The organism is Dyella sp., assembly GCF_051962475.1.
Classification (GTDB): domain Bacteria; phylum Pseudomonadota; class Gammaproteobacteria; order Xanthomonadales; family Rhodanobacteraceae; genus Dyella_A.
Map to the genome: position 1 here is coordinate 1 of NZ_JBQCCF010000043.1, position 26,641 is coordinate 26,641.

The following is a 26,641-nucleotide window of genomic DNA, read 5'->3' on the forward strand; positions in this document are numbered from 1 at the left end:
AATTTTTTTTTGTTAAAGCAAAAGGGGGGGTTTTGCTTTTCGCTATGATCCGCATCGAAGCTCAATATCATCGCCCGCGAGCGGGCTCCTACAGAAAGGAAGACGGTGCGCTGGTCAGGGGTCGGTGCGCTCATCCAGGCCGGCGCGCCTTGCGGCGACCAGCGCCAGTGCGGACCAGTCCAGCTCCTCGCCGCCGTGGGCCAGCGCATCCAGGAAGTTCTCGCGCAGCACGCCGGCGAACGGCAGGGGCACGCGGCGCGCTGCGCCAGCACTCAGCGCCAGGCCCACGTCCTTCAAGCCCAGTGGCATCGCAAAGCCGGCAGGGCTGTAGCGCTGTTCGGCAATGAGCTTGCCGTAGCCCTGGTAGGCCGGCGCCGCGAACAGCGTGCTGGTCATCAGCTCGAGAAATTCGGCCGCGCCCACGCCGTGCGCACGGGTGAGCGCACTAGCCTCTGCCATGCTCTCGATGGCGGCCGCCAGCATGAAGTTGCCCGCGATCTTCACCACGTTGGCGCGCTCGGGCGCCTCGCCCATGGGCCAGATCTTCGCGCCCATCGCTTCGAGCAGCGGCCGCACCGTGTCCACCGCGGCCGGCTTACCGGCCGCCACGATCTGCAGCCGGGCCGCCGCCGCGGCATCCGGCCGGCCGAACACCGGCGCGGCGACATAGTCGATCCCCCGCGCCGCATGCGCCTCGGCCAGCTCCTGCGCCAGCGCGACCGAAATGGTGGCGTGATTGACGTGCACCGTGCCCGGGTCCATGGCGTCGAGCAGCCCGCCATCGAGAAACACCGCGCGCACCGCCTGGTCGTTCGCCAGCATCGAGCACACTGCCTCGCCGAGCACCGCGCGCTCGGGGGTGCTGGCGACCCGGGCGCCGAGTGACGCCAGCGGCTCGGTCGCTGCCGCCGAGCGGTTCCACACCGTCACGGCATGTCCCGCCGCGAGCAGGTTGCTCGCCATCGCGCTGCCCATGGCGCCCAGACCGATAAAGCCGACTTTCATGCGGTTCTCCTAGCAAGCGATCAGCCGCGCATGGAACCACGCTTCGCGTTCATTCCTCGCGAAGCGCGCCGGCGACCCTGTCAGCCCACCACTTCGCCCGCCGCGTGACCCGAGGCCCAGGCCCACTGGAAGTTGTAGCCGCCCAGCCAGCCGGTGACGTCCACCACCTCACCGATGAAGTACAGGCCGGGCACGCGCCTGGACTCCATCGTGGTCGAGGAGAGCTCGTTCGTGTCCACCCCGCCCAGCGTCACTTCGGCGGTGCGGTAGCCCTCGGTGCCGCTGGCCACGATCGGCCAGTCGTGCAGTTGCCGGCCGATGTCGGCCAGCTCCGCCTCGCGGTACCGGCGCATGGGCTTGCTCTCAAACCACAGCTCGCACAGGCGTTGCGCCAGGCGCTTGGGCAGCAGCTCGCCGAGCACGGTCTTGAGCTCGGCGGCGGGGCGCTCGGCGCGCTGCCCGATCAGCCTATCGCCCACATCGACGTCGGGCGACAGGTCGATACGCAGATCATCGCCCGGCTGCCAGTAACTGGAGATCTGCAGGATCGACGGGCCGCTGAGGCCGCGATGAGTGAACAGCAGGCCGGCGCGGAAATTCCGCTTGCCGAGCTTCGCCTCGCTCACCGGCAACGCCAGCCCGGCCAGATCCTGGTAGCGCTCCTGGTGCTTGCCGCTCAGCGTCAGCGGCACCAGCCCCGCGCGGGTGGGCAGCACGGTGTGGCCGAACTGCTTGGCCAGCTCGTAACCGAAGCCGGTGGCGCCCATGCTGGGAATCGACAAGCCACCGGTCGCCACCACCAGCGACGTGGCGTGCACCTCGCCTGCGGCAGTGAGCACGCGAAAGCCGTCCTCGACCTTGCGCACCTGGGTGACCGCGCAACTGGTGCGCACCTCGACACCGGCCGCCGCGCATTCGTCCAGCAGCATGCGCACGATCAGCTTGGAGGACTCGTCGCAGAACAGCTGGCCGAGTTCTTTCTCGTGGTACTTGATGCAGTGCTTCTCCACTAGCGCGATGAAATCCCACGGTGTGTAGCGCGCCAGCGCCGACTTGGCGAAGTGCGGATTGGCGCAGAGGAAGTTCGTCGGCGTGGTGCCCATGTTGGTGAAATTGCAGCGCCCGCCGCCGGACATAAGGATCTTCTTGCCCGGCTTGTTGGCGTGGTCGACCACCAGCACGCGCTTGCCGCGCTGGCCAGCGGTCGTCGCGCACATCAGGCCGGCGGCACCGGCGCCGATCACCAGCACATCGATATTCATGGGCGATGGCTCGTGTTCGGGCTGAGGAGAAATCGGCGTCTGTGGCTGGATGCGGGCATGAAGGCACTGGATTCCAGCGTGCGCTGGAATGGCGGGGCGTGGAGGCGGGCAAGGATTATCCCATGCGCCGGCTGCCTTACACTGACGCCCTTCCCTTCACCCTGCGAGATGCCGCCATGCCCTCCTTCGACGTGGTTTCCGAAGTCGACAAGCACGAACTCACTAACGCCGTGGACCAGGCCAACCGCGAGCTCACCACGCGCTTCGACTTCAAGGGCAGCAACGCCAAGTTCGAGCTGGACGACCTGGTTATCACGGTGATCGGCGCCAGCGAGTTCCAGCTCAAGCAGATGCGCGACATCCTCACCACGCGCCTGTCCACCCGCAAGATCGACCTGCGCGCGCTGGACATCGCCGATCCGGAAACCAACGTGGTCGGCTCGCGACAGAAGATCACCGTGAAGCAGGGCATCGAGCAGCCCGCTGCAAAGAAGCTGATCGCCGCGCTGAAGGCGGCCAAGCTCAAGGTGGAAGCGCAGATCAACGGTGAGAAGCTGCGCGTCACCGGCAAGAAGCGCGACGACCTGCAGGCGGCGATCGCCCTGCTGCGCACCACCGAGTCGGATGTGCCGCTGCAGTTCGACAACTTCCGCGACTGAGCTGGCGGCCCTCAGCCACCCCGCCGCTGCCGGCGTCGCAGCAGCAGGCCGTTGAACCACGGCAGCGCGATCATCGCCAGCGCAAGCCAGTCCAGCACTTCCCACGGCATGCCGTAGCGGGGATGGTCGCGCTCGACGCTGGCCAGGGTGGCGACCACCAGCGCGACAAGGAACTGCACGTACTCGGCCAACAGCCACGACGGGATCGGTCGAAGGTCCAGCGGCAGCTCTACCTGAATTGCTTTACGCCGCAGCACAAAGCGCAGCTTGAACACCGCTTCGGCCAGCAATGCGGCCAGTGCGGCGAGATACACCCAACCATGCGTCGGGCTGACGTGGCCATGCCGGTCATCCAGCCGGCAAGCCATCACGGTCAGCGTGACCAGCGCATTGAACAACGCCAGGCGGGCAACGACCCGCCGCGGCGGAAACGGCGTCACGCGCAGTCGCCCGCCGACCACGCCGCTGGCGCGCGGCAGCAGGAACCGGAAGCCCTCGCCGTCCGTGCCGACGATCCAGATCACCGGCTCGCCCTCACGCCTGCCCCGCCACGATGTTCACCGTCACCGCGATGATGAACACGTTGAAGAAGAACGCGATCACGCTGTGCAGCAACACCATGCGGCGCAGCGTGCGGCTGGTGATCTGCACGTCGGACACCTGGAAGGTCATGCCGACAACGATGGAGAAGTAGGCGAAATCCCAGTAGTCGGGTTCCTGCTTGCCGGGAAAATCCAATCCCTGGTGCTGGCTGCCGTAGTCGCCGTAGAAGCCGTGCGCGTAATGCAGGGCAAACATTACGTTGATGAACAGCCACGACAGCACGATGCTCAGCCCCGCCGCCGTCAGCGTGAGCACGCCGCCGCTCTCGGCGGCATGCAGCTCGGTGCCCAGCGCCACCATCACCACCGCGGTGACGCCGATCGCGCTCCACAGGATGCCCCAGCGACCAGCGTCCTGTCGGCGCGCCTGCTCGCGCATGCTGGCGGTGCTGGCGTCGTTGAACAGCCGCCACATGCCGCCGAGGAACACTACCGCCCCCACGTCGAAACCCAGCAGCAGCGAGGGCGCGACCGGCATGCCGCCGAGCACCAGCAAGGCGCCGGCCAGCACGAAGATGGCTGCAGAAAGGCTCAGCCTCGGACGCGCGCGCAGCGATCGCCATGCGCGCCAACCGCGCGGCGAGGAAGTGGACCGGGGCGAATCCGGCGGAAGGCTGGCGCTCATGCGATGGGTCCGGACGGCGACGTTGAAGGGGACGTGGAAGGGTCAGACGAGCAGATCGGCGACGTCCGCATGGCGCTGCGCCCACACCGCCGCGTACGAGCAGGCCGGGTTGACCTTCCAGCCGCGCTGGCGCGCCAGTGCAAACGCGGCCTGGACCAGCGCCGCGGCGATACCGCGGCCACCGACGGCCGTCGGCACGCCGGTGTGGTCGATGCTCATCACCGCCCCACCTTGGCCACCCAGGCTGTAGACCAGCTGGCAATGCTGGCCGTCGACGACAGTGTGGAAGCGGTGGGCAAGCTCGTCGTGTTGGATGTCGAAGGAGTCAGTCATGCGGGGCGCTCCATGGCAAAGCGCAAGCATACGGCCTGCGGCGTCAGCATCGCGGTCGCAGGATTTCGCGTTTCATGAATGCCCCGACGCGCACCATGACGCGTCGAACCGGGCCGCCGCGGCCCGCCATGGCAAGGAGACTCCCCGATGAAGAAGTCCGCTTCCGCCCACTGGTCCGGCGACCTGCGTACCGGCACCGGCAGCATCTCCACCGAAACCGGCGTGCTGCGCGATGCGCCGTACGGGTTCACCTCGCGCTTCGAGGACGGCCCCGGCACCAACCCGGAGGAATTGCTTGGCGCCGCCCATGCCGCCTGCTTCTCGATGGCGCTCTCGCTGGGCTTGGGCGAGGCCGGGCTCACCGCCGACAGCATCGATACCAAGGCCGTGGTCACGCTGGACAAGGACGGCGACGGTTTCGCCATCACCGCCGTGCACCTGACCTGCCGGGCCGCCGTGCCCGGGGCCGATGCGGCGACGTTCGAGCGCGTCGCCCAGGCGACCAAGACCAATTGCCCGGTGTCGAAAGTGCTCAAGGCAGCCATCACGCTGGATGCCGCGCTGGAGTCCTGACGAGCACCGCGCTCAGGCTACCTGGCGGGCACCCTGCCGACGGGCGCGTACCGCCTCGGCCAGTCTGGCCAGCACGGCGACCGACGCATCCCAGTCGATGCACCCGTCGGTGATGCTTTGCCCGTAGGTCAGCGGCTGGCCGGGCACGAGATCCTGCCGGCCACCGACCAGGTGACTCTCCACCATCACGCCGATCACGCGCGATTCGCCGCTGGCGATCTGCCCGGCGACGTCGGCCAGCACCGCTGGCTGGTTCTCCGGCTTCTTGGCACTGTTGGCATGACTGGCGTCGATCATCAGGCGCGGGGACAAGCCGGCCTTGGCGATCGACGCGCTGGCCCCCTCCACGCTGGCGGCGTCGTAGTTCGGCGCGCTGCCGCCGCGCAGGATCACGTGGCAGTCGCCGTTGCCCGCGGTGGCGGCGATGGCGGTGCGGCCGTCCTTCGTCACGGCCAGGAAGTGATGCGGCTGCGATGCGGCCTGCACCGCGTCCACGGCGATCTTCACGTTGCCGTCGGTGCCGTTCTTGAAGCCCACCGGGCACGACAGGCCGGACGCCAGCTCGCGATGCACCTGACTCTCGGTGGTGCGTGCGCCGATCGCGCCCCAGCTGACCAGGTCGGCGATGTACTGCGGCGTGATCATGTCCAGAAACTCGCAGCCGGCCGGCACGCCCAGTTCGTTGATGCCGATCAGCAGCCCGCGCGCCAGGCGCAGGCCGCGATCGATGCGGAAGCTGCCGTCGAGATCCGGATCGTTGATCAACCCCTTCCAGCCCACCGTGGTGCGCGGCTTCTCGAAATACACGCGCATGATGATTTCCAGTGCATCGACGTGCTTCTCGCGCTCGGCGGCGAGCCGCTGGGCGTATTCGATCGCAGCGCGGGTGTCATGGATCGAGCACGGGCCGATCACCACGGCGAGGCGGTCGTCTCGGCCCTGCAGGATGGCGTGGAGTTTTTCGCGGGCGCGGCTGACCGTCGCATGCGCGGCATCGGGGTTGGCGCAGTCGCCGATCACTTCGGCGGGCGTGCTCAAGCGCTTGAGTTCAAGGATGCGCAGGTCGTCGGTGGACGGATTCATGGGGCGGAGCTCCTCGGATTCGGGGTCCACTCGCGACCATGAAAAAAGCCGCCAGTGGTGGGCTGGCGGCTTTCAGGATTCGGTGGGATCGGTGTGTTGCCTACGATCGCGCCCCTGGCTCCGCCTGCGGCTTCGGATAGCCATAAAACCAGACGTAAGCGTGGAAGGTGCGGATCGACATACGGCTATGGATAACACATCGCGCCGGCGATGCAAACGTCGCAATTGGCATAAGCCGATGCGATGCCCCGCACTGGCGCACGTTGCCGCAGGCGCGGCACGCCGGCGGGATGCTGCCCGCGCGCCGGCTAAGATCGTGTCATGCCTACTCCGCTGCATCTGGTGACGCGCCCGGCCCAGGCGGCGATCCGCCGCTGGGTGGAGGGGGCGTTTCCGCGTCACGGCGGTGGCGTGGTGGACTACGACGCGCCCGCTGGCGACCCGGGCCTGTTCGATCCGGACGGCGCCACCTGGCGCATCCATGCCGACTTCCCCGGCATGCTGGCCGGCGGCCTCGCCGCCTTGATGCTGCAGACCCTGCATCCACTGGCGCTGGCCGGCGTGTGGGACCACTCCAACTTCCGCGAGGATCTGGTGGGCCGACTGCGGCGCACCACCACCTTCGTCGGCGGCACCACCTATGCCCCGCGCGCCGCGGCCGAGGCGCTGATCGAACGCGTGCGGCATATCCATGATCAGGTCCATGGCGTCGCCGAAGATGGCCGTCCCTACGACGCCAACGATCCGGCCCTGCTCACCTGGGTACACGTCACCGAGGCGTACAGCTTCCTGCAGGGCTACCGGCGTTACAGCCATATTGCGCTGCCCGACGGCGCGGCCGACCGCTACTACGACGAGTCGCGGCGCGTGGCCGAGGCGCTGGGCGCACGCGATGTGCCGCGCAGCGAGGTCGAGGTGGCGGCGTACTTTCGCCAGGTGCGCCCCACGCTCGCCTGGACCGAGCGCACCCGCGTCGTGCTGGATGTGCTGGGCAAGGTGCGCCTGCCGGTGCCGGCAGCGGGCTTGTCACGCGACGTATTCCTGCACGCCGGGGCCGCGCTGCTGCCCGAGTGGGCGCAGCGCATGCTGCGTCGCACGCCGGTGCAGCGGACGCAGGCGCGCATGGCCGCGCATGCACTGTGGGCGGTGGCGCCGGTGTTCCGCGCCGCGCTGACGGAAGGCATCGCCACGCACGCCTGCCGGCGGCTGGGGCGCGACCCGCGCTCGCTGCATCGCTGGCACGTGGTGGTCCCGCCGCGGCCGGCGGACGACGCGGGTCCACGCTAGCTAGGCGGCCACCTCGGCACCGGCCACCACCTGGTTGCGGCCGGCGCGCTTGGCGGCGTACAGCGCCGCATCCGCCTGTCGGCGCAGCAGCGGCATGTCCCACTGCCCCGGTCCAGCCACGGCGGTGCCGATGGACACGGTCAGCCGCAAGGTTTCGCCGTCGATCTGCAGCACCTCGCGTTCCACCGTGCTGCGGATGCGCTCGCCAAGCGCGAGCACGCCGTCGGCGTCCACTCCCGGCGAAAGCACCAGGAACTCCTCGCCGCCCACGCGACCGACGATGTCGTCGGCGCGCAGGATGCTCTGGATGCAGGCCACCAGCGACTGCAGCACCTTGTCACCGCCATCGTGGCCGAAGCGGTCGTTGACGTTCTTGAAGTGATCCGCATCCACCAGCAGCACGCCCACCGAGCCGCGCCATGCACGCGCTTCATCGAGCATGCGGTCGGACGCCTCGCCCATCGCGCGGCGGTTGGCCACGCCGGTGAGCGGGTCGATGCGCGCCAGGTCGTGCAATTCGCGGCGCAGGATCTCGTTGTAGAGCAGCAGGAAACCGATGCTCGCGAACAGCGGCTGCATGCCCGACAGGAGCACGTAGAACACGTTGATCGGCGACGGCGTGGCGACCTGATCCGGCGGATTGCCGCTCAGCCACAGCGCGCCATTGCGCCAGACCACCAAGGCCATCGCCAGCAGATACACCCATAGCAGCACGCAGCGGGCGCGCGTGCCGCTATCGCGGCAGCCACTACGCAGTGCATCGATGTTCAGCACCACGTTTCCGGCGATCGCCAGCGACCCCCACAACACGCGTAGACGATAGTCGGGATCGACGATGCCGAACCAAGCCACGCCAGCCCATCCGACCAGCGCAATCAGTGTGGCCGATTTCAAGCGCAGCGGCTTGCCCAGCAGCATGCGGATCGCCACCACCACCATAGCCTGCGCCAGCAAGTTCAGTGCATTGCCGCCCATCAGCAGGGCGGCGGGAGGAATGAACGCCTGCAGGGCGAGCAGCCCGTAACCGGCCGCCTCGATCCCCAGCGCCAGCGCCCGCAGGCGGATCGCCGCCAGCGCCGGCCCGTTGTCGCCATGGGTGCCGGCCCAGAGCATGAGTCCGAGCGCCAGCGCCTGGACGGCGTTGAGCATCGACAGCGTTTCGACCTGAATCGGCATCCTCTCTCCCCGGGACCCACAATGACGGGCCGCGCACACCGTCCCGCCCCCTTGCCCTGGCGACGGCGACCGCATAGTACCCGCCACCCTCCGGATGCGGGAGCCCGTATGCCGGAAACGCATGTTGTTTCGTGGCGGCACAGGATCGACTGTGCCGTTGACAGCCTGCCGGGTTTCGCTACTTTCGCCGTAGGAAAACTCGCCGGACGCTGGATGGCCACCCTCATACCGACCCGCAACAGCTGCCTGCCGCGCATGACCAGCGGCGAGAAACGCGTCTCGGAACGGCTCGAACAGAAGCTCGAGGACGACTACCTGATCTGGTACGACGTGCCGGTGGGCCTCAAGCAGCGCCACCCCGATTTCGTCATCGTGCATCCGCGTCGCGGCCTGCTGGTGCTGGAGGTGAAGGACTGGAAGACCGAGACCATCCAGCAGGCTGACAGCACCCAGTTCACCCTGATCACCGACCGCGGCACGGTGAAGGAGAACAACCCGCTGCTGCAGGCGCGCGCCTTCGCACTGGAGGTGGGCGTAGTGTTGCAGCGCGATCCGGCGCTGCACTTTCCGCCCGGGCACCGTCACGCCGGCAAGCTGGTGATGCCGTGGGGCTGGGGCGTGGTGCTGGCCAACATCAGCCGCAAGCAGTTCGACGAGAGCGGGCTGGAGGCGGTGATGCCGCCGCACCTGGTGATCTGCCGCGACGAGATCTACGAGACGGTGGAGGCCGAAGCGTTCCAGGAACGGCTGTGGGCGATGTTCCCGCAGGTGTTTCCGGTGGCGCTCACCTTGCCGCAGATCGATCGGGTGCGCTGGCACCTGTTCCCCGAGCTGCGGGTGGACCCGGCCGCGGGCCAGTTCGGCCTGTTCCCGGCGGCGGACGCGCCGGCCAAGGCGATCGAGATTCCCGAGCTGATCAAGGTGATGGACGCCCAGCAGGAGCAGTTGGCACGCTCGCTCGGCGACGGCCACCGGCTGATCCACGGCGTGGCCGGCTCGGGCAAGACGATGATCCTCGGCTTTCGCGCACTGCAGCTGGCGCGGATGATGGCCAAGCCCATCCTGGTGCTCTGCTACAACAAGACGCTGGCCTCGCGGCTCGATCAACTCGTGGGTGAGCGCGGCCTGGCCGACAAGGTCAGCGTGCGCAACTTCCACGCCTGGTGCCGGCAGATGCTGGTGACCTACCACGTCGACCTGCCGGAAAAAGGCAGCGACAACTTCTTCGAGCAGATGGTCGAGCGGGTGATGACGGGCGTGGAGCGCGGGCAGATCCCGCGCTTCCAGTACGGAGCCGTGCTGGTGGACGAAGGCCACGACTTCGAGCCGGACTGGTACAAGCTGATCGTGCAGATGGTCGACCCCAGCACCAACTCGCTGCTGGTGCTGTACGACGACGCGCAGAACATCTACGGCAAGAGCGACCGGCGCAAGTTCACCTGGAAGGAACTAGGCGTGCAGGCGCAGGGCCGCACCACCATCCTCAAGCTCAACTACCGCAACACGCTGGAGATTCTTTCGGTCGCCCGCGGCTTTGCCAGCGACCTGCTGATCGAAAGCGCTGGCGACGACGACGGCGTGCCGCTGATCGCGCCGGAAAGTGCCGGCCGCCGTGGCGCGATCCCCGAGCTGATCCGCACCGACACCGCCGGCGCCCAGCTCACCGTGCTGATCCAGTGCATCCGCGACGAGGCCGCCAACGGCCGGCGGCTGTCGGACATGGCGGTGATCTTCCGCAACCAATGGGAAGGCGAGAAGCTGCACGAGGCGCTCAAGCGCGAGGGCATTGCCAGCCGCCTGGCCGAAGGCGACGCCAAGCGCACGCTGTTCCTGGTGGAAGATGCGGTGAAGCTGGTGACCATGCATTCGAGCAAGGGGCTGGAGTTCCCGCTCGTGATCATTCCGGGCCTCGGCTCGCTGCCCAAGCCGGGCAAGGACGAGACGGAGGAGGCGCGCCTGCTTTATGTGGCGATGACCCGCGCCACCGAACGCCTGGTGCTGATCCACCACGAGGATTCGATCTTCAGCCAGCGCATCCGCAATGCGATCAATGAGGTGCAGGGGCAGTTGCAGGCGCTGGCCTGAGCTGGCCCAGCTCGCTCCCCTCCCCGCTTGGACCCCACCCGGCCGCCCCCACCTTTGCGGGATCGCCAACGCCACGGAGCCGCCATGTCTCGATTCAACCTCACCCCGCCCACCGATGCGCAGCGCGAGACGATCACCTCCGGCCTGAGTGCCGACGAGCACCGCGTGCTGCTCCAGCACGGCACCGAAGCGGCATTCTGCGGCGTTTTCCTGGACAACAAGAAGACCGGCATCTACACCTGCCGCTTCTGCGGATTGCCGCTGTTCCGCTCCGACGCCAAGTTCGATTCGGGCACCGGCTGGCCGAGCTTCTTCCGGCCGTACGACGAGGCGCACATCCGCTACATCCGCGACACCAGCTACGGCATGGTGCGCACCGAGGAAGTGTGCGCGCGCTGCGGCAGCCACCTCGGCCACGTCTTTCCCGACGGCCCGCCGCCCACCGGCCAGCGCCACTGCCTGAACTCGGTATCGCTGAGCTTCGTCGAAGCCGGTGACTCTTTGCCCGACGTGCTGGGAAGAGGCGCTCCCGAGGGTGCGCCGGACGCCGGCTGAGTCCATGCCCCGAACCGCCCACGGCATCACTTAACCAAAAAACGTCACATCCGCGGCAGTCGACCTGTTGCGGCGCGTCAGGTCACGACTGCCGTTAGGTGCCGTACCACACGCACCCGTCGGCGAACGGCCCACATCGGTTACGCCGACAACCGCCAGACAGCTGGCGATTAGCCGGCCCGACCGGCGCGCATGACCTGCAAACTCTTGCGGCAGCTCGTTTCTGCCGGTTCCGCTGCGCGCATCTACGGAGATGCGGCAGTGCGCCGCGCGGAGTCATCGCCCATGCCATCAAAACCTGGCATGGGCCGTGCATATTTCCACTCGGCAGGCCTATGGCCTGTCCTTTGACTCCAGAAACCTGTCCTGCAACGCACGCTTCGGCGTGTCGCGACGGAACAGCTCGGCCACGCCCCATCCATCGGCACCGATCATCATGAGCCCCTTGGCGCCAATACAGGCTGCACCGGACACGGATCGCCTGAATCTCTCCGCCGCCCCCGCGGTCGTCGCCGTGACCGATCGCCAGCAGCGGCGACGCTACATGTCCGTGCGGCTGAAGTTTCTGCTGACGTTGCTGGTCTCCTTTGGCTGGGCCGGATTGTCGCTCTACCTGGCCACGCCCTGGATCCGCGAGCTTGGACACATCATCGGTACCGCTGGCGCACACCTGGTGATCTGGGGTGTGGCGATCCTGCCCGGCTTCATGAACGCCTTCCTGGTCGCCGGCCTGCTGGTCGACCGTCGACCGGCGCGTACCTGGACCGGACCGTTCCCCGGCATCACCATCCTGGTGGCAGCCTACAACGAGGAAGCGTCGATCCTGGGCACGCTGGACAGCATCGCCCGGCAGGATTACCCCGGGCCGATGCAGGTGCTGGTGATCAACGACGGCTCGCGCGACGCCACCATGGCCCGTCTTGGCACCATCTCGTATCCGTGGCTCACCGTGATCGACCTGGAACAGAACGCCGGCAAGGCCAACGCGCTGAACCAGGGACTGAAGCAGGCGCAGCACCCGCTCACCATCACGCTGGACGGCGACTCCTACCTCTACAAGGGCGCGCTGCGGCATCTGGTGGGACGCTTCCTGAGCGATCCGCCGAACACCGCGGCGGTGGCCGGCAGCGTGCTGCTGCGCAACTCGCGCACCAACCTGGTCACCAAGATCCAGGAGTGGGACTACTTCCACGGCATCGCCGCGATCAAGCGCCTGCAGAGCCTGTTCCAGGGCACGCTGGTGGCCCAGGGCGCCTTCTCGCTGTATCGCACCGACGTGCTGCGCGAAGTCGACGGCTGGCCCGAATGCGTGGGTGAGGACATCGTGCTGACCTGGGCCATCCTCAAGCTCGGCCATCGCGTGGGCTACTGCGAGGACGCGATCACCTTCACCAACGCGCCGACCACGTTCGGGCAGTTCATCCGCCAGCGCCAGCGCTGGTCGCGCGGGCTGATCGAGGCGTTCAAGACGCATGGAAGCCTGCTGTTCAAGCCGCGCATGAGCACGATCTTCGTGTGGTGGAATCTGCTGTTTCCGTACATGGACGTGGCCTACACGCTGTTCTTCATTCCCGGCATCGTGCTGGCGCTGTTCGGCGTGTACTGGATCGCCGGGCCGATGACCCTGCTGGTGCTGCCGATGGCCTTCGTCGTGAACTACCTGATGTTCTACATCCAGTCGCACATGTTTCGCGCGCAGGGACTGAAGGTGCGGCGCAACCCGCTCGGCTTCCTCGTCTACGCGCTGTTCTACGGCCTGGTGCTGCAGCCGGGCTGCGTGCTGGGCTACCTCGCCGAGATGCTTAACCTGCGCAAGCACTGGGGCACGAAATGAAGGCCGCGTTGTCGTTGTGCATCCTGCTGGGGCTGGCATCGGCGGCACACGCCCAGAGCGACGCCGGCGCCTCGATCCGCGCGGGCCGGGCCGCGATGGAAGCGGGTGAGCCGGCGCGCGCACGCCAGCTCTTTGCGCAGGGGCTCGAACAGGCCACCGGGCATCCGGCCGACGCCTACGCCGCGGCGATCGGCCTCGGCCGCGCTGCGCTGTGGCTGGGCCATGCCGCCGAAGCGGAGCGCGCCTTTCGCCAGGCCAGCACCCTGGCGGCGGACGACGCCCAGCGCCGCGTCGCCGACACCGGCCTCGCGCAAGCGCTGAACGCCCAGGATTACCCGCGCCAGGCTTGGGCGCTCACCGCCCACGCGGCCGCCGACGGCGATCCGCGCGCCACTCTGGAGCGGATGCGCGCTGCGCAGTCGCTGGGCTGGCAGGATCGCGCCCTCCCCGCGTTGACCGCCACCGCGCCGCCGATCGATGGCGGCTACCTCGGCACCCAGTTCGGCCTGCTCGCCGACGACATGCGCTACGCCACTGCGTCGCGGTTGGAGGGCCTGACCAGCTACAGCCACGACAACGAAAACCTCGACACCTGGACTGTCGGCGCCAGTGCGCTCTCCCCGCTACGGGGCAGCGCGGCCGGCAGCTGGCGCTGGGGCGTTACCGGCAACACCACGCGGGTGAGCGACGACGCCCGCTCGCGTTCGCTGCACGATCTGGCCGGACTGGGCCAATGGCGCCTTGGCGAGGAGCAAAACGTGGACTTACGCCTGGGCGCAGGCCAAGCCGGCCACTGGCAGTACCTGCAGGGTGCAGCCCGCTGGAGCTGGCAACCGGACGATCGCTACGGGCTCAACGCCGGCGCCGAGCGCGCGCCGCTGCTCACCACCGCCGCGATCGACCGGTACATCGCCTATGCCACCTACAGTCTGGGCGCGAACTGGCGCCCGGCCACGCCGCTGTATCTGCTGCCCACGCTGTACCGCCAGACCTTCACCGACGGCAATCGTCGCGACGGCGCCTCCGCGCGGCTGGTGCTCAGCCCGCTGGATGTGAGCGGCACGCCCGCCGCGATCGGTGCGCAACTGGGCGTGCGCGCGTTTCGTAGCAGCCAGCCCGGCGGTGGCGCGTATTTCAATCCGCGCCACTACCGCGCCGTCACCGCGGGAGTGACCGGCGTGCTGAGCCTCGGCCCGCGCTGGCGGTTGCGCGCTGTCGCCGACGGCGGCCGCCAGAGCGCCGATGGCACCAGCGTCGGCATTTATGCAGTGGATGTATCGCTGGAGGGGCGGCTGCCGCACAACGGTCGGCTGCAGATCCACGCGCTGCGCAGTTCGGCCGCATCGGTGAGCGGCGGCGGGGCCGGCTACTGGAACAACAGCGTGACCGTGTCGCTGAGCTATCCCTTCTGACGTCGTCGCGTGGAAGGTGTTGGCTACAATGCCGGTTCACTTCCCAGCGAGTTCCTTCCATGCGCCGTCTGCTCTGTCTCGTTCCGCTGCTGCTCGCCGCCTGCTCCAGCCCGTCCGGCACCGCTGTCACGGCCGCCGACATCCCGGCCATGCAGACCATCGACCAGACCGTCGGCACCGGCGCCGAGGCGAAGTCCGGCGACACGGTGGAGGTGAACTACACCGGCTGGCTGTACGACCCGAAGGCGCCGGATCACCACGGCAAGAAGTTCGACAGCTCGTTCGACCACGGCGGCACCTTCACCTTCCCGCTCGGTGCCGGCCAGGTGATCAAGGGCTGGGACCAGGGCGTGGCCGGCATGAAGGTGGGCGGCAAGCGCACCCTGCTGCTGCCCTCGGCCATGGGCTACGGCAGCCGCGGTGCCGGTGGCGACATCCCGCCGAACGCCGCGCTGGTGTTCGACGTGGAGCTGGTCAGCATCAAGTGATGCACGCCCCCGGACCTTGGTCCGGGGCATGACTTCCTGCACGGTCGCCGACGCGCCCCGACCGCTACGGTCCGGGGCTTTCTCCGCCAGGATGCCTCCGTGCGCCACACCCTCTCGCTTGCCCTGCTCGCTGCGCTGACGCTCGGCGCCTCGGCCACCCTCGCCGCCGACAAGGCCGCCACCGACGCGCCCGCCGTCGCCGACAAGGATTTCCACCTCCCACCGCTGCCGGCCGACGCGCACATCACGCAGAGCGCCACGGTGGATGGCAAGACGCTGAAGTACACGGTCACCGTCGGCTCGTTGCCGGTGCGCAACGAGCAGGGCGAGATCACCGGCGAGGTGGTGTTCACCGCCTACACCATGCCCGGCAAGGATCGCCCGGTGACGTTCGCACTCAACGGCGGGCCCGGTGCATCGTCGGTGTACCTCAACCTCGGCGCGATCGGTCCGAAGCGGGTGAACTTCGGCGTGGCCGGTGCCAACCCGTCCGACCCGGCCACGCTGCGCGACAACCCCGGCACCTGGCTGGGCTTCACCGACCTGGTGTTCATCGACCCGATCGGCACCGGCTACAGCCGCGCGCTGGTGGACGACAAGAAGGCCACCGAGCTCTTCTACAGCACCGACAACGACATCAAGTACCTCTCGCGCATCGTCTACGACTGGCTGGTAAAGAACGGCCGCATGGACTCGCGCAAGTACCTGGTGGGCGAGAGCTACGGCGGCTTCCGCGGGCCGCGCGTCACCGACTACCTGCAGACCCAGCTCGGCGTAGCGATAAACGGCCTGGTGCTGGTGTCGCCGTATCTCGATCCGGCCGCATCGGATGACGAGAACGTCTCGCCGCTGCCGTGGATGCTCACCCTGCCCTCGATCGCCGCGGCCAACCTGGAGCGTCAGCACAAGCTCAGCCCCGAGTCGATGGCGCCGATCATCGCCTACACCCGCGGCGACTACGCCACCACGCTGATGAAGGGTCGCAGTGACCCGGCCGCCACCGAGGCGATGATCAAGAAGGTCACCGAACTGACTGGCCTCGATCCGCTGTTCGTGCAGCGCTCGGGTGGACGGCTGGAAACCCAGGCCTACCTGCGCGAGGTGTACCGCGCCGAGGGCAAGCTGGGCAGCCGCTACGACTCCAACGTCACCGCGTGGGACCCGTTTCCGTACGCACCGCGCCAGATGACCGGCGACCCGATCCTCAACGGCATCATCGCGCCCACCACCACGGCGATGGTCAACTTCGTCACCAAGACCGTGGGCTGGAAGATCGACGCGCGCTACAACGCGCTCAGCTACCAGGTGAACCGCCTGTGGCACGAGGACGATGACGCCAATCGCGGATCGGTGAACGAGCTGCGCGAATCGGTGGCCAACGACCCAGGCCTGCGCGTGCTGATCGCCCACGGCTGGGACGATCTCTCCTGCCCGTTCATGGCCTCGGTGCTGGTGGTCGACCAGATGCCGGCGATGGGCGACCCCACGCGGGTGCAGGTGAAGAGCTATGCCGGCGGCCACATGTTCTATGCCCGCCCCGACAGCCAGTCGCAACTGCGCGCTGACGTGGAGCAGTTGTACGGCGTGAAGTAAGCCCGCCAACCGCCCGCCTCATGAAACGGCCCGCCGGGTAACCGGCGGGCCGTTTGCGTCGTATGGGTGGTACCGCGGCCGCTGGCCGCCCCCTGCGAGATTCCCCGATGCCGCGTTTCCTGCTCCGTCTCACGCTGCTGGCCCTGCCGCTTATCGCCGCCGCCGTGCCGGCCGCCGCGCAAACCTCGCTGACCCGTGGCGACCATGCGCCCGCATTTGCCGGTGTCACCCGCTGGATCAATTCGCCGCCGCTCAGCACCGACGCGCTGCGCGGCAAGGTGGTGCTGGTGGATTTCTGGACCTTCGAATGCATCAACTGCCTGCACGCGCTGCCACAGGTGAAGGCGCTCGACGCGAAGTATCGCGATCAGGGCCTGGTGGTGGTCGGCGTGCACACGCCGGAGCTGGACGCCGAGCGCGACACCGGCAACCTGCTGGCCGCGGTGAAGCGCCTGGGCATCACCTTCCCGGTCGCGCAGGACAACGACCACGCGACGTGGAACGCATGGCACAACCAGTACTGGCCGGCGCAATACGTGATCGACCGCCAGGGCCGCGTGGTCTACACCCACATCGGCGAAGGCGGCTACGACGCGATCGAGAACGCCGTACGCTCCCAGCTCGCCCTCGGCACCCGGTAGCAGCCGCAACCGCCCACCTGGGCTCAGCTGCGTGAGAGAGTGCGAGATTCCGGCGAGCCGATCGTGCGGCTCGCATCGGCCTGCCAGCGCAGCCACGCCCACACCGCGCGCACGGATGAACGCGGCTCGCCCGCGGGCCGCACCAGCCAGTAGGACGGCCCCAGCGGCACCGCCAGCTCGCCGAACGGGCGCAACAAGACGCCTGCGGCCAGGTCGTCTGCCGCCAGTCGATCGCGCGCAAGCGCCACGCCCTGCCCCTGCACGGCCGCGCGCAGCACCAGGTCCGACGAGGTAAAACGCGCACCCCGCTGCAGCGACAGCGTCGTGGGGCCATGCATCTGGCGCCAGCGCTCCCAGCCCGCCTGCGGGTCACGATCGTGCAGCAGGCGCAGGCCGGCCAGCTGCTCGGGCAGCTTCGGCGAACCGGCGGCCTGCCAGGCGGCCGGACTCATCACCGGATAAAGCGCGTCGTCCATCAACGGCTCGGCGTGCAGGCCCGGCCAGGGCCCCGGACCCATGCGGATCGCCAGATCGATCCGGCCGTCGTCCAGCGCATCAAGTCGCTGATCCACCTGCACCGACAGTTCGATCCTGGGATGCGCCCGCTCCAGCAGGGGCAGGCGCGGCAGCAGCCAGCGCACAGCGAACGACGGCGAGGTCGACACCGTCACCGCATGCGCCGGACGCACCTCGCGCACGGCAGCCGCGGCCTGCGCAATGGCCTGCAGACCGACCAGCGTCGCCCGTCCCAGGCTTTCGCCCTGGGCGGTGAAGCGCAAGACGCCCCGCCCGGCTGACGCATGCAGCAACGGCACTCCGGCCCATCGGCTGAGCTCAGCCAGATGCCGGCTTACGGAGGAATGGGCAATGCCCAGCTCCCGCGCGGCCTGCCGCACACCGCCGTGCGCGTACACCGCGGCAAACGCGCGAAGCGCATTGAGTGGCAGATCTTCCATGGTCGAAATTCTAGACCATTGCGCTTCGTCCACGGACCAGCGGCGGCCGCCACCATGCGGCGATGCGGCCCGATCCGTCGATCGGCCGGCCACGAACCGACTCCTGGGATGACTACCGTGAATGAACTCGCGCCGCTGGCGCTTCTGCTGTTGGCAGGCGCCATGACGCCCGGGCCGAACAACCTGGTGGTCTGGCGCGAAGCGGGCCGCGGCGGACTGCGGGCCGCGCTGCCAGCCATCGCCGGCATCGTCACCGGCAGCCTCCTGCTGTTGCTGCTGGCGGTGAAGGGAGTGGCCGTGCTGCTGGCCGGTCACCCCGCGTGGCGCCTGGCGTTGAGCGTCTGCAGCGCGCTCTATCTGGCGTGGCTGGGCCTCGCGCTGCTCCGGCGCGCCTTCGGTCGTACTGCCGCGGCGCTCGATGCGCCGGGAGCGCCCGCCGGCTTCGTGGGCCTGGCGGCCTTCCAGTTTTTCAATCCGAAGAGCTGGGTGTTGGTGCTGGCGGCCACGGGGTCGATACCGGCCGGCGAACTGCTCGTGCGCCTGCCCTGGCTGCTGTTGCTCTTCGGCGTGATCCCGCTTGCCTGCCTGCTGCTGTGGGCGGCATTCGGCGCCGCGCTCGCCGGGATGCTGTCCCGGCCCACGCCGCGCCGGTGGGCGGACGGCGTCATGGCCTTGCTGATCCTGCTCTGCGCGATCTGGCTGCTCCCGCATTGATCCCTCCCCACCCACCGCAAAAGGACTCTCTCGATGACCGCTTCTTCCCACCGCTATCGCGTGCTGTGCCTGCCCGGCAGCCTGCGCCGGGATTCATGGAACCGCCGCCTGCTGCTGGCCGCGGCCGCGCATGCCCCGAATACCCTCTCGCTCCAGCTCTACGACGATCTGGGCGACGTGCCCCTGTTCAACGAGGACATCGAGTCCGGCGAGCTGGCGGGTGTCGAGGCGCTGAGAAGCGCCGTGGCCGCCGCCGATGCCCTGCTGATCGCCACGCCGGAATACAACCAGTCGCTGCCCGGGGTGCTGAAGAACGCGCTGGACTGGCTGTCGCTCGACGGCCCGCAAGGCGAGGTGCTGCACGGCAAACCGGTAGCCGTCACAGGGGCCAGCAGCGGGCCTTGGGGAACGCGCCTGGCCCAGACCGCACTGCGCCAGGTGCTGCACGCCTGCGGCGCACTGGTGATGCCGACCCCGACCTTGTTCGTGGCCTCCGCCGAATCGCGTTTGCAGGCCGACGGCACGCTGGCCGACGAGGCGCTGGCCGCGTCGCTGCGACGCCTCACGAGCGCGCTGGAGCCATGGATCGCCCAACTGCAGCCCCACGCCGAATCGGCACGCGAGGTCAGCTGCTGAATGACCCGCCGCTTGCAAGGCCGCGGCGAGCCACCATCTCACGGGCATCTCCCACCGGGATCCCCTCCATGAGCCAGCCTCTCGCCATCCCCTGCCCGCACTGCAGCGCCCTCAACCGCGTTCCCGTCGAACGGGCGGGCCAGCACCCCAGCTGCGGCCGCTGCCATCAGCCGCTGTTCGGCGGTCACCCGGTGGAACTGACCACCGCCAACTTCGACGCCGTCGCCGGCCGCGGCGATCTGCCGGTGCTGGTGGACTTCTGGGCGACCTGGTGCGGGCCGTGCATCGGCTTTGCGCCGGTGTTCGCCGCAGCGGCGAAGGAGCTGGAACCGCGCGTGCGGCTGGCCAAGGTGGATACCGATGCCCAGCAGGCACTGGCCCAGCGCTTCGGCATCCGCTCGATCCCCACGCTGATCCTGCTGCGCGAGGGTCGCGAGATCGCCCGCCAGTCCGGCGCACTCAACGCCGGTCAGCTGCGCCAGTTCGTGGCGCAGGCGCTGCGCTGAGCGGCGACGCCTTACCTGCGGGAAACCTGCTTGCGCCGGCTCACGAACTGCACGAGAGCATCGAACAGCCGGCTTTCTCGCGCGCCCAGTCCGGCCGCTTCTGCGCGTAGTGCTCGCGGCCGGGCTGATCGTCGTAGGGACGGCGCATCACCTCGAGCAGGGTATGCACGCCAGAGAGATCGCCGGCCGTCGCCTGATCGATCGCCTCCTGCGCCAGGTAGTTGCGCAGCACGTAGCGCGGATTGACGCGCCGCATCCGCTCGCGCTGCTGCTCTCGGGTCTGTGCATCCTGCGCCAGCCGCTGGGCGTAGCGGGCCAGCCAGTCGCGCAGCGCGGCATCGTGCTGGCGGCGCAGATCGGCGTCGTAGAACGCATCCTCCATCGCATCGGTCGGCACGGGGTGCGCCGGGTCGATATCGAGCAGCGCGCGATAGAACAGGGTCATGTCGATCTGCGCCTGCGCCATCAGACCGCGCAGTTGCGCATGCAGCACGTCGTCCTCGGCGCGCGATTCAACCAAGCCCAGCTTGTCGGCCGCGTGGCGTCGCTCGGCGGTGGCGTAGGTGCTGGCGAACCAGTCCAGTCCGGCCTGCAGCGGCCCCACACTGGCGAACAGCGGCGAAAGCGCGGAGGCCAGTCGCGACAGGTTCCACCAGGCCACCTGCATCTGCTGGCCGAAACGGTAACGGCGGCGGCCCGCGTCGGTAGTGTTGGGCGTCCACTCTGGATCGTAGTTGTCGATCCAGCCGTAGGGGCCGTGGTCGATGGTGAGCCCGAGGATCGACAGGTTGTCCGTGTTCATCACGCCGTGCACGAAGCCCACGCGCATCCAGTGCGCGATGGTGTGTGCCGTGCGTTCGCACACCTCGCCGAACCACTCGGCGTAGAGCGCCTCGCCCTCGCCTTGCAGGTGCGGAAAATCGCGACGGATGGTGAACTCCACCAGCTGGCGCAGCAGGGCGTGGTCACCGCGCGCGAACGGCAGCTCGAAATGCCCGAAGCGAATGAACGATGGCGACACACGGCAGACCACGGCGCCGGGTTCGAATTCCGGATGGCCGTTATAGAACATGTCGCGCAATACCGATTCGCCGGTACCCACCAGGCTCAGCGCACGCGTGGTCGGCACGCCGAGGTGGTGCATCGCCTCGCTGCACAGGAACTCACGGATCGACGAGCGCAGCACGGCGCGGCCATCGGCCGTGCGCGAATACGGCGTAGGGCCGGCGCCCTTGAGCTGCAGCTCCCATCGCTCGCCCGCGGCGGTCACCGTCTCACCCAGCGAAATCGCGCGACCATCGCCCAACTGCCCGGCCCAGTTGCCGAACTGGTGCCCTCCGTAGTTGCTGGCCCAGGGCTGCATGCCCTCCAGCAGGCGGTTGCCGCCGAACACCTCGGCGAACCACGGCTGCGCTACGTCCACCTCACTGAAGCCCAGCGTCTGCGCCATCTCGGCCGAATGCGCCAGCAGACGCGGGGCCGCCACCGGGGTGGGATCCACGCGCGAATACAGCGCGCCCTCCACCTGCCGCATCCGCGGCCCCGTCTCGGGATCGCCGGGCAGTTCGCGGAGGAAGACGTTGTCGAACTGAAGTGTGGTCATGCAGGCATGGTTGAGGCGAAGCAGGACGGACGCAAGCCGCGCGCCCGCGCTCACCAGCATGTATGGTCGGTCGCCATCCACCGCCGTTCGGGGAGAGCCGGCCATGCAACGTCTCTGGACCATCATCGGCGTCGACGACGTCGCCCGCAGCTTCCGCTGGTACCAGACGCTGCTCGGCCTGCCGGCATCCCAGCCGGCGCACGAGTACTTCGGCCAGATCCTGGGCGCAGACGGCACAGTCCTGCTCTGCCTGCACGCCTGGGGAGCACACGACCATCCGTCGCTGCACAGCCCGGCCGTGGCCGCGCCCGGCAACGGGCTGCTGCTGTTCTTCCGGGTCGACGATTTCGACGATGCGCTGCAGCGCGCCCGCGCGCTGGTACCGGCGCTGGACGACGAGCCGGCGGTCAATCCCCATACCGGCACCGCCGAGTTCGCGCTGTGCGATCCGGATGGCTACCGCGTAATGGTCAGCGCGCACTGAGCCGTCCGCGCATTTGCTACCCATCACCTCCGTCGTACGGCCTTTCTGCTGCGTGCCCGACGCGGGTTGCCAATAGGCCGGCTTCAGCGCAGCCTTGCCAGGCCCGGAGCGCTGCTCGGCCAACGCGATCGCGGATCGGATTCAAGGTGTTCCAGCTCAGCAAGCACCGGGAGGCAGCATGCGGATTTCGGCGTTTGTCCAAAGCGGCGGCGGCGCGCACGAAGTACGCGTCGCGACCGGCGGTTCCATGCAGGAGCTGGCCGTTCCCGCCAAACCGGACGGCCACGGTTCGGCGGTGAACGGTGGCGAATTCCTGATGCTGGCCCTGGCCACCTGCTACTGCAATGACCTCTACCGCGAGGCTCAGCGCATGGGCATCGCGTTGACCCGGGTGGAGGTGGAGGCGCACGCCGAATTCGCAGGCATCGGGCTGGCCGCCTGCGACATCCGCTATCGCACCCGGGTGGAATCGTCGGCATCGCCGGAGCAGCTCGGCGAGCTCATCCGCCAGACCGACGCCGTGGCCAAAATCCACAACACCGTGCGCGCCGGCGTGCCGGTCATCCTTGAACCGACCTAGGCCGCGCGTAACGAACCCTGCCCCGCTATAGTCGCGGCCCGCCCACGGAAGCCCGCCATGTCAGACGCATCCCCCTTCATCACCGCCGGCCTGACCCCGGAAGACGCGCCCTACGTCGAGGCGACCAAGCGCTGGGTGGAGCGCGCGGTGGTGGGACTGAACCTGTGCCCGTTTGCGCGCGCGCCGTTCATCCAGGGCCGCATCCGCTACGCGGTGAGTCATGCACGCGACACCGACGCCCTGCTCGACGACCTCTGCGGCGAATTGCAGAGCCTGGCTGCGGCCGATGTCGCCGACTGCGAGACCACGCTGCTGATCCATCCGCACGTGCTGGGCGACTTTCTCGACTACAACGACTTCCTCGACGTCGCCGACGCCGCCGTGGAGACGCTCAAGCTCGATGGCGTGCTGCAGGTGGCCAGCTTCCACCCGCACTACCAGTTCGCCGACACCGGTCCGGACGACGTGGAGAACGCTACCAACCGCTCTCCCTTCCCCACCTTGCACCTGCTGCGCGAAGCCAGCGTGGAGCGCGCGGCCGAAGCGATGAGCGACCCGGACGAAATCTATCGGCGCAACATCGACACGCTGCGCAAGCTAGGCCTGGACGGCTGGCGGGCGCTCGGCACGCAGGCGTCGTCGCAGGAATCCTGAAGGCCGGAGTCGCCGGGGAAAGGCCACGCGGCGCGTGAAGGAATGCCCGGGGCGGGGATCGAACCCGCATACCCGCGAGGGTGAGGGATTTTAAGTCCCTTGCGTCTACCAGTTTCGCCACCCGGGCCCATGCGCGGCGCCGCGATGCTAGCACGTGCGCGCGCTGGCCCGGCCCGAACGCGGCGCACAAAAAAAGCCCGCTGGCGCGAGCTTCATGCGAGGCCTGGAACTTGCCTCGGAACACGATGGAGGCCTGGGTCGGAATCGAACCGGCGTACGCGGATTTGCAGTCCGCTGCATGACCACTCTGCCACCAGGCCATCGCTGAAAAAAACAAAACCTCGGTGATCCGAGGTTTCGCCAAAGATGGAGCGGGAAACGAGACTCGAACTCGCGACCCCGACCTTGGCAAGGTCGTGCTCTACCAACTGAGCTATTCCCGCGTCTGAGCCCGAAATGATAGCAGAAGGCAGCAGGATGGGAAGAGGCAGAACCCGGAATCGATCGCTGAATCGACTGTCGATGCGACGCCGGCCCATGCCCGGCACCGCGGCCCTGAAATGCAAAAGCCCCGGCACTGGGCCAGGGCTTTGCATTGAATCTGGAGCGGGAAACGAGACTCGAACTCGCGACCCCGACCTTGGCAAGGTCGTGCTCTACCAACTGAGCTATTCCCGCATCGGAGTCGCGCATTCTAGCGTCTGATCGCGACTCGTCAACCCCCTGTGTCAGGAATCGTCACGCTCTTCCGGGCGACGATCGAGGTCGCCGCTCAGCGCCGGCCAGGCGGCACGCACGTAATACAGCCCCGACCAGATGGTGAGCACGCCCGCGGCCACCAGCAGGAACTCGCCCACGTGGTACAGCCGCAGCGTCTCGGCGTCGTGCTGCACGATCAGCACGGTGAGCGCGACCATCTGCATCACCGTCTTGAGCTTGCCGATAAAGGCGACCTTCACCGCCGCACGCATGCCGATCTCGGCCATCCATTCGCGCAGCGCGGAAATGCTGATCTCGCGCCCCACGATGATCGCGGCAGTCACCGCCATCACCACGCCGAACCAGTCGTGATCCGGCAAGGCGGTGCCGTAGTGCGACTCCACCACGCGGTGGTGCGACTCCACCAGCAGGAACAGCGTCACCGCCACCATCAGCTTGTCGGCCACCGGGTCGAGGAACGCGCCGAACGCCGAAGTGAGCTTCATCCGGCGGGCGAGATAACCGTCCAGCCAATCGGTCACCGCGGCGAGCAGGAAAACCACCGCCGCCACAATGTTGTGTCCGCGGAACGGCAGGTAGAAAGCCACCACCATCACCGGCAACAGCGCGACACGGAACAGGGTGAGCCAGGTGGGTAGGTTGATGCGCATCACGAATTGCTTCCTCGGGTGACTCCGCCGCCAAGTGTCGCACGCCGCGACGTGATCGCCGCGCTCACGTCACCGCGCCTTCAGGGATGCATCGCCGCATAGATGCGTTCAGCCAGGCCGCGGTCGATGCCCTTGATCTGCATGAGCTCCTCCACGCCCGCCGCCTCCACGCCGGCCAGGCCGCCGAACGCCTTGAGCAGGGCCGTGCGGCGACGCGCGCCGATGCCGGGCACGTCCTCCAGCACACTGCGCTCGCGCGCCTTCTCGCGGCGCTTGCGGTGACCGCTGATGGCGAAGCGGTGCGCCTCGTCGCGCACGGCCGCCACCAGGTGCAGCGCCGGCGAGGACGAGCCGGGGTGGATCTCCTGACCGCTGTCGGCGAGCACCAGCGTCTCCTCGCCCGCACGCCGGCCCGGCCCCTTGGCCACACCGACCACCTCGATGCCGGTGACGCCCAGCTCGCGCAGCACGTCCAGCGCCTGCGCCACTTGGCCGGCGCCGCCATCGATCAGCAGTACGTTGGGTTTGGCGCCCTCGCCTTCGGCGACCTTGCGAAAGCGCCGGGTGAGCGCCTGGTGCATGGCTGCGTAGTCGTCGCCAGGGGTGATGCCGCTGATGTTGAAGCGACGGTAATGCGACTTGTCCGGCCCTTCCGGGCCAAACACCACGCACGAGGCCACGGTCAGCTCGCCGCGGGTGTGGCTGATGTCGAAACACTCGATGCGCTTGGGCGGCTCGTCCAGGCCCAGCACTTTCTGCAGGTCGTCGAAGCGCGCGCCCAGCGTCTGCCGGCTGGCCAGACGCTGGGTCAGCGAAGCCTGCGCGTTGCGCTCGGCCATCTGCAGGAACTGCGCGCGTTCGCCGCGCACGCGGGTCTTGATCTCCACCGCGTGGCCGGACTGCTCCGCCAGCAGCTCGGCGAGGATCGCCTCGTCGGCCAGCGCCTCGCCCACGATCAGCTCGCGCGGCACCGGACGCTCCAGGTAGTACTGCGCGATGAACTGGGCCAGCACGTCCGCCGGTTCGGCATCCAGCGGCAGGCGCGGGAAGAAGTCGCGCGTACCCAGGCTGATGCCGTTGCGGAAGAACAGCACGCTGACGCAGGCCATGCCGGACTCGATGCGGCAGGCGATCACATCCATATCGGCGCTGGCGCCCTGCACGTGATGCTGCGCCTGCAGCCGGCGCAACGCCGCCACCTGGTCGCGCAGCGTAGCGGCGCGCTCGAAGTTCAGCGCTACCGCGGCCTGCTCCATCGAACCGGCCAGCTCGTCGATCACCGCGCTGGAGCGCCCTTCCAGGAACATCTGCGCATGGCGCACGTCCACGCCGTAGTCCTCCACGCCGATCAGCCCCACGCATGGCGCCGTGCAGCGCCCGATCTGGTGCTGCAGGCAGGGGCGCGAGCGATTGCGGAAGTAGCTGTCCTCGCACTGGCGCACCTTGAACAGCTTCTGCATCAGGTTGAGGCTCTCGCGCACCGCGTAGGTGCTCGGGTACGGCCCGAAGAAGCGTCCGGGCAGGTTGCGTGCGCCGCGATGGAAGGCCAGCCGGGGATAGTCCTCGCCGCCGGACAGATAGATGTACGGATAGCTTTTGTCGTCGCGCAGCAGGATGTTGTAGCGCGGCTTGAGCGACTTGATCAGCTGCGATTCCAGCAGCAGCGCCTCGCCCTCGGTGCGCGTGATGGTGATCTCGGCGCGCGCGATCTGCGACACCATCGCCCCGATGCGCGGCTCCATCCGCGGCTTCAGGAAATAGCTGCCGACGCGCTTCTTGAGGTTGCCGGCCTTGCCGACATAAAGCAGCTCGTCGTCCGCGTCGAAGTAGCGGTAGACGCCGGGCGAAGTGGTAAGGGTGCGGACGAAGGCCTTGCCGTCGAAGGCATGCGCGGGGGCGGAGGGCATGAGCGGCATTCTATCGTG

Annotated in this window: 27 protein-coding genes and 4 tRNA genes; 16 read left to right on the top strand and 15 right to left on the bottom strand. The window is 68.3% G+C overall.

Annotated features, from left to right (window positions below; all coding sequences use genetic code 11):
• Positions 1-114: 114 nt before the first annotated feature.
• Positions 115-1,005, bottom strand: a complete 891-nt coding sequence (locus tag ACTHJF_RS09935; protein WP_440266972.1) for an NAD(P)-dependent oxidoreductase — start codon at positions 1,003-1,005, stop codon at positions 115-117.
• A gap of 80 nt (positions 1,006-1,085) precedes the next feature.
• Entirely contained in the window at positions 1,086-2,267 is a 1,182-nt protein-coding gene (locus ACTHJF_RS09940) for an NAD(P)/FAD-dependent oxidoreductase (protein WP_440266973.1), read from the bottom strand.
• 176 nt (positions 2,268-2,443) lie between these two features.
• On the opposite strand from ACTHJF_RS09940, the gene ACTHJF_RS09945 reads away from it, so the two are divergent.
• A complete protein-coding gene (locus tag ACTHJF_RS09945) occupies positions 2,444-2,926 on the top strand; it encodes a YajQ family cyclic di-GMP-binding protein (RefSeq protein ID WP_431637550.1) in 483 nt (160 codons plus the stop codon).
• An 11-nt stretch (positions 2,927-2,937) separates the two neighbouring features.
• Here the strand turns inward: ACTHJF_RS09945 and ACTHJF_RS09950 are convergent, their stop codons facing one another.
• From ACTHJF_RS09950 to ACTHJF_RS09960, 3 genes are read right to left on the bottom strand one after another with little or no spacing between them, the layout of a single operon-like run.
• The gene (locus tag ACTHJF_RS09950) at positions 2,938-3,450 is read right to left on the bottom strand and encodes a hypothetical protein (protein ID WP_440266974.1); all 513 of its coding nucleotides are present in this window, start codon (positions 3,448-3,450) and stop codon (positions 2,938-2,940) included.
• A gap of 10 nt (positions 3,451-3,460) precedes the next feature.
• Positions 3,461-4,153, bottom strand: a complete 693-nt coding sequence (locus tag ACTHJF_RS09955; protein ID WP_440266975.1) for a DUF1345 domain-containing protein — start codon at positions 4,151-4,153, stop codon at positions 3,461-3,463.
• Between the two features lie 42 nt (positions 4,154-4,195).
• Positions 4,196-4,486, bottom strand: coding sequence for a GNAT family N-acetyltransferase (locus tag ACTHJF_RS09960; protein WP_440266976.1), 291 nt, complete (start codon positions 4,484-4,486; stop codon positions 4,196-4,198).
• Between the two features lie 147 nt (positions 4,487-4,633).
• Between ACTHJF_RS09960 and ACTHJF_RS09965 the strand changes: the two genes are divergently transcribed.
• Positions 4,634-5,059, top strand: coding sequence for an OsmC family protein (locus tag ACTHJF_RS09965; RefSeq protein ID WP_440266977.1), 426 nt, complete (start codon positions 4,634-4,636; stop codon positions 5,057-5,059).
• A gap of 12 nt (positions 5,060-5,071) precedes the next feature.
• Here the strand turns inward: ACTHJF_RS09965 and ACTHJF_RS09970 are convergent, their stop codons facing one another.
• Positions 5,072-6,142 carry a 3-deoxy-7-phosphoheptulonate synthase gene (locus ACTHJF_RS09970; protein WP_440266978.1) on the bottom strand — a complete coding sequence of 357 codons (1,071 nt, stop codon included), beginning with the start codon at positions 6,140-6,142 and terminating at the stop codon, positions 5,072-5,074.
• Between the two features lie 321 nt (positions 6,143-6,463).
• On the opposite strand from ACTHJF_RS09970, the gene ACTHJF_RS09975 reads away from it, so the two are divergent.
• On the top strand, positions 6,464-7,429 hold the full coding sequence (locus ACTHJF_RS09975; protein WP_440266979.1) for an oxygenase MpaB family protein: 966 nt from the start codon (positions 6,464-6,466) through the stop codon (positions 7,427-7,429).
• Here ACTHJF_RS09975 and ACTHJF_RS09980 read toward each other — a convergent pair whose 3' ends face one another.
• Positions 7,430-8,605 carry a GGDEF domain-containing protein gene (locus ACTHJF_RS09980; RefSeq protein ID WP_440266980.1) on the bottom strand — a complete coding sequence of 392 codons (1,176 nt, stop codon included), beginning with the start codon at positions 8,603-8,605 and terminating at the stop codon, positions 7,430-7,432.
• Positions 8,606-8,818: 213 nt separating this feature from the next.
• Here ACTHJF_RS09980 and ACTHJF_RS09985 point away from each other — a divergent pair, with 213 nt between their 5' ends.
• From ACTHJF_RS09985 to ACTHJF_RS10015, 7 genes are all read left to right on the top strand, one after another.
• Positions 8,819-10,690: a 3'-5' exonuclease gene (locus ACTHJF_RS09985; protein WP_440266981.1), complete on the top strand. Its 1,872-nt coding sequence runs from the start codon at positions 8,819-8,821 to the stop codon at positions 10,688-10,690.
• Between the two features lie 84 nt (positions 10,691-10,774).
• Complete coding sequence (msrB, locus tag ACTHJF_RS09990; RefSeq protein ID WP_440266982.1) at positions 10,775-11,245, top strand: peptide-methionine (R)-S-oxide reductase MsrB; 471 nt, start codon at positions 10,775-10,777, stop codon at positions 11,243-11,245.
• A 436-nt stretch (positions 11,246-11,681) separates the two neighbouring features.
• Complete coding sequence (locus tag ACTHJF_RS09995) at positions 11,682-13,079, top strand: glycosyltransferase (RefSeq protein ID WP_440266983.1); 1,398 nt, start codon at positions 11,682-11,684, stop codon at positions 13,077-13,079.
• Entirely contained in the window at positions 13,076-14,491 is a 1,416-nt protein-coding gene (locus ACTHJF_RS10000; RefSeq protein WP_440266984.1) for a hypothetical protein, read from the top strand. Before ACTHJF_RS09995 ends, ACTHJF_RS10000 begins: the two co-directional genes overlap by 4 nt.
• Positions 14,492-14,550: 59 nt before the next feature.
• Entirely contained in the window at positions 14,551-14,979 is a 429-nt protein-coding gene (locus ACTHJF_RS10005) for an FKBP-type peptidyl-prolyl cis-trans isomerase (RefSeq protein ID WP_440266985.1), read from the top strand.
• A 99-nt stretch (positions 14,980-15,078) separates the two neighbouring features.
• Positions 15,079-16,572 carry a S10 family peptidase gene (locus ACTHJF_RS10010; protein WP_440266986.1) on the top strand — a complete coding sequence of 498 codons (1,494 nt, stop codon included), beginning with the start codon at positions 15,079-15,081 and terminating at the stop codon, positions 16,570-16,572.
• Positions 16,573-16,679: 107 nt separating this feature from the next.
• Positions 16,680-17,213 (top strand): thioredoxin family protein, encoded by a 534-nt coding sequence (locus tag ACTHJF_RS10015; protein ID WP_440266987.1) that lies wholly within the window; start codon positions 16,680-16,682, stop codon positions 17,211-17,213.
• A gap of 23 nt (positions 17,214-17,236) precedes the next feature.
• On the opposite strand, the gene ACTHJF_RS10020 is transcribed toward ACTHJF_RS10015, so the two are convergent.
• Positions 17,237-18,169: a LysR substrate-binding domain-containing protein gene (locus ACTHJF_RS10020; RefSeq protein ID WP_440266988.1), complete on the bottom strand. Its 933-nt coding sequence runs from the start codon at positions 18,167-18,169 to the stop codon at positions 17,237-17,239.
• A gap of 117 nt (positions 18,170-18,286) precedes the next feature.
• On the opposite strand from ACTHJF_RS10020, the gene ACTHJF_RS10025 reads away from it, so the two are divergent.
• From ACTHJF_RS10025 to trxC, 3 genes are all read left to right on the top strand, one after another.
• The gene (locus ACTHJF_RS10025) at positions 18,287-18,883 is read left to right on the top strand and encodes a LysE family translocator (protein ID WP_440266989.1); all 597 of its coding nucleotides are present in this window, start codon (positions 18,287-18,289) and stop codon (positions 18,881-18,883) included.
• A 33-nt stretch (positions 18,884-18,916) separates the two neighbouring features.
• Entirely contained in the window at positions 18,917-19,519 is a 603-nt protein-coding gene (locus ACTHJF_RS10030) for an NADPH-dependent FMN reductase (RefSeq protein ID WP_440266990.1), read from the top strand.
• A 68-nt stretch (positions 19,520-19,587) separates the two neighbouring features.
• Positions 19,588-20,025: a thioredoxin TrxC gene (gene trxC, locus ACTHJF_RS10035; protein ID WP_440266991.1), complete on the top strand. Its 438-nt coding sequence runs from the start codon at positions 19,588-19,590 to the stop codon at positions 20,023-20,025.
• A gap of 40 nt (positions 20,026-20,065) precedes the next feature.
• Here the strand turns inward: trxC and ACTHJF_RS10040 are convergent, their stop codons facing one another.
• A complete protein-coding gene (locus ACTHJF_RS10040) occupies positions 20,066-21,628 on the bottom strand; it encodes a protein adenylyltransferase SelO (RefSeq protein ID WP_440266992.1) in 1,563 nt (520 codons plus the stop codon).
• Positions 21,629-21,731: 103 nt separating this feature from the next.
• Between ACTHJF_RS10040 and ACTHJF_RS10045 the strand changes: the two genes are divergently transcribed.
• The 3 genes from ACTHJF_RS10045 (at position 21,732) to ACTHJF_RS10055 (ending at position 23,346) form a co-directional block, all read left to right on the top strand.
• Entirely contained in the window at positions 21,732-22,112 is a 381-nt protein-coding gene (locus tag ACTHJF_RS10045) for a VOC family protein (RefSeq protein WP_440266993.1), read from the top strand.
• A gap of 178 nt (positions 22,113-22,290) precedes the next feature.
• A complete protein-coding gene (locus ACTHJF_RS10050) occupies positions 22,291-22,692 on the top strand; it encodes an OsmC family protein (RefSeq protein ID WP_440266994.1) in 402 nt (133 codons plus the stop codon).
• A gap of 57 nt (positions 22,693-22,749) precedes the next feature.
• Positions 22,750-23,346, top strand: coding sequence for a DUF1415 domain-containing protein (locus tag ACTHJF_RS10055; protein ID WP_440266995.1), 597 nt, complete (start codon positions 22,750-22,752; stop codon positions 23,344-23,346).
• Between the two features lie 43 nt (positions 23,347-23,389).
• Here the strand turns inward: ACTHJF_RS10055 and ACTHJF_RS10060 are convergent.
• From ACTHJF_RS10060 to uvrC, 6 genes are all read right to left on the bottom strand, one after another.
• Positions 23,390-23,473, bottom strand: a tRNA-Leu gene (locus tag ACTHJF_RS10060).
• 119 nt (positions 23,474-23,592) lie between these two features.
• Positions 23,593-23,666, bottom strand: a tRNA-Cys gene (locus tag ACTHJF_RS10065).
• A 47-nt stretch (positions 23,667-23,713) separates the two neighbouring features.
• A tRNA-Gly gene (locus ACTHJF_RS10070) sits at positions 23,714-23,789 on the bottom strand.
• A gap of 159 nt (positions 23,790-23,948) precedes the next feature.
• Positions 23,949-24,024: transfer RNA gene (locus ACTHJF_RS10075), tRNA-Gly, on the bottom strand.
• Between the two features lie 50 nt (positions 24,025-24,074).
• Complete coding sequence (locus tag ACTHJF_RS10080) at positions 24,075-24,716, bottom strand: CDP-alcohol phosphatidyltransferase family protein (protein ID WP_440267009.1); 642 nt, start codon at positions 24,714-24,716, stop codon at positions 24,075-24,077.
• Positions 24,717-24,796: 80 nt separating this feature from the next.
• Positions 24,797-26,623, bottom strand: a complete 1,827-nt coding sequence (gene uvrC, locus ACTHJF_RS10085; protein WP_440266996.1) for an excinuclease ABC subunit UvrC — start codon at positions 26,621-26,623, stop codon at positions 24,797-24,799.
• Positions 26,624-26,641: the final 18 nt, after the last annotated feature.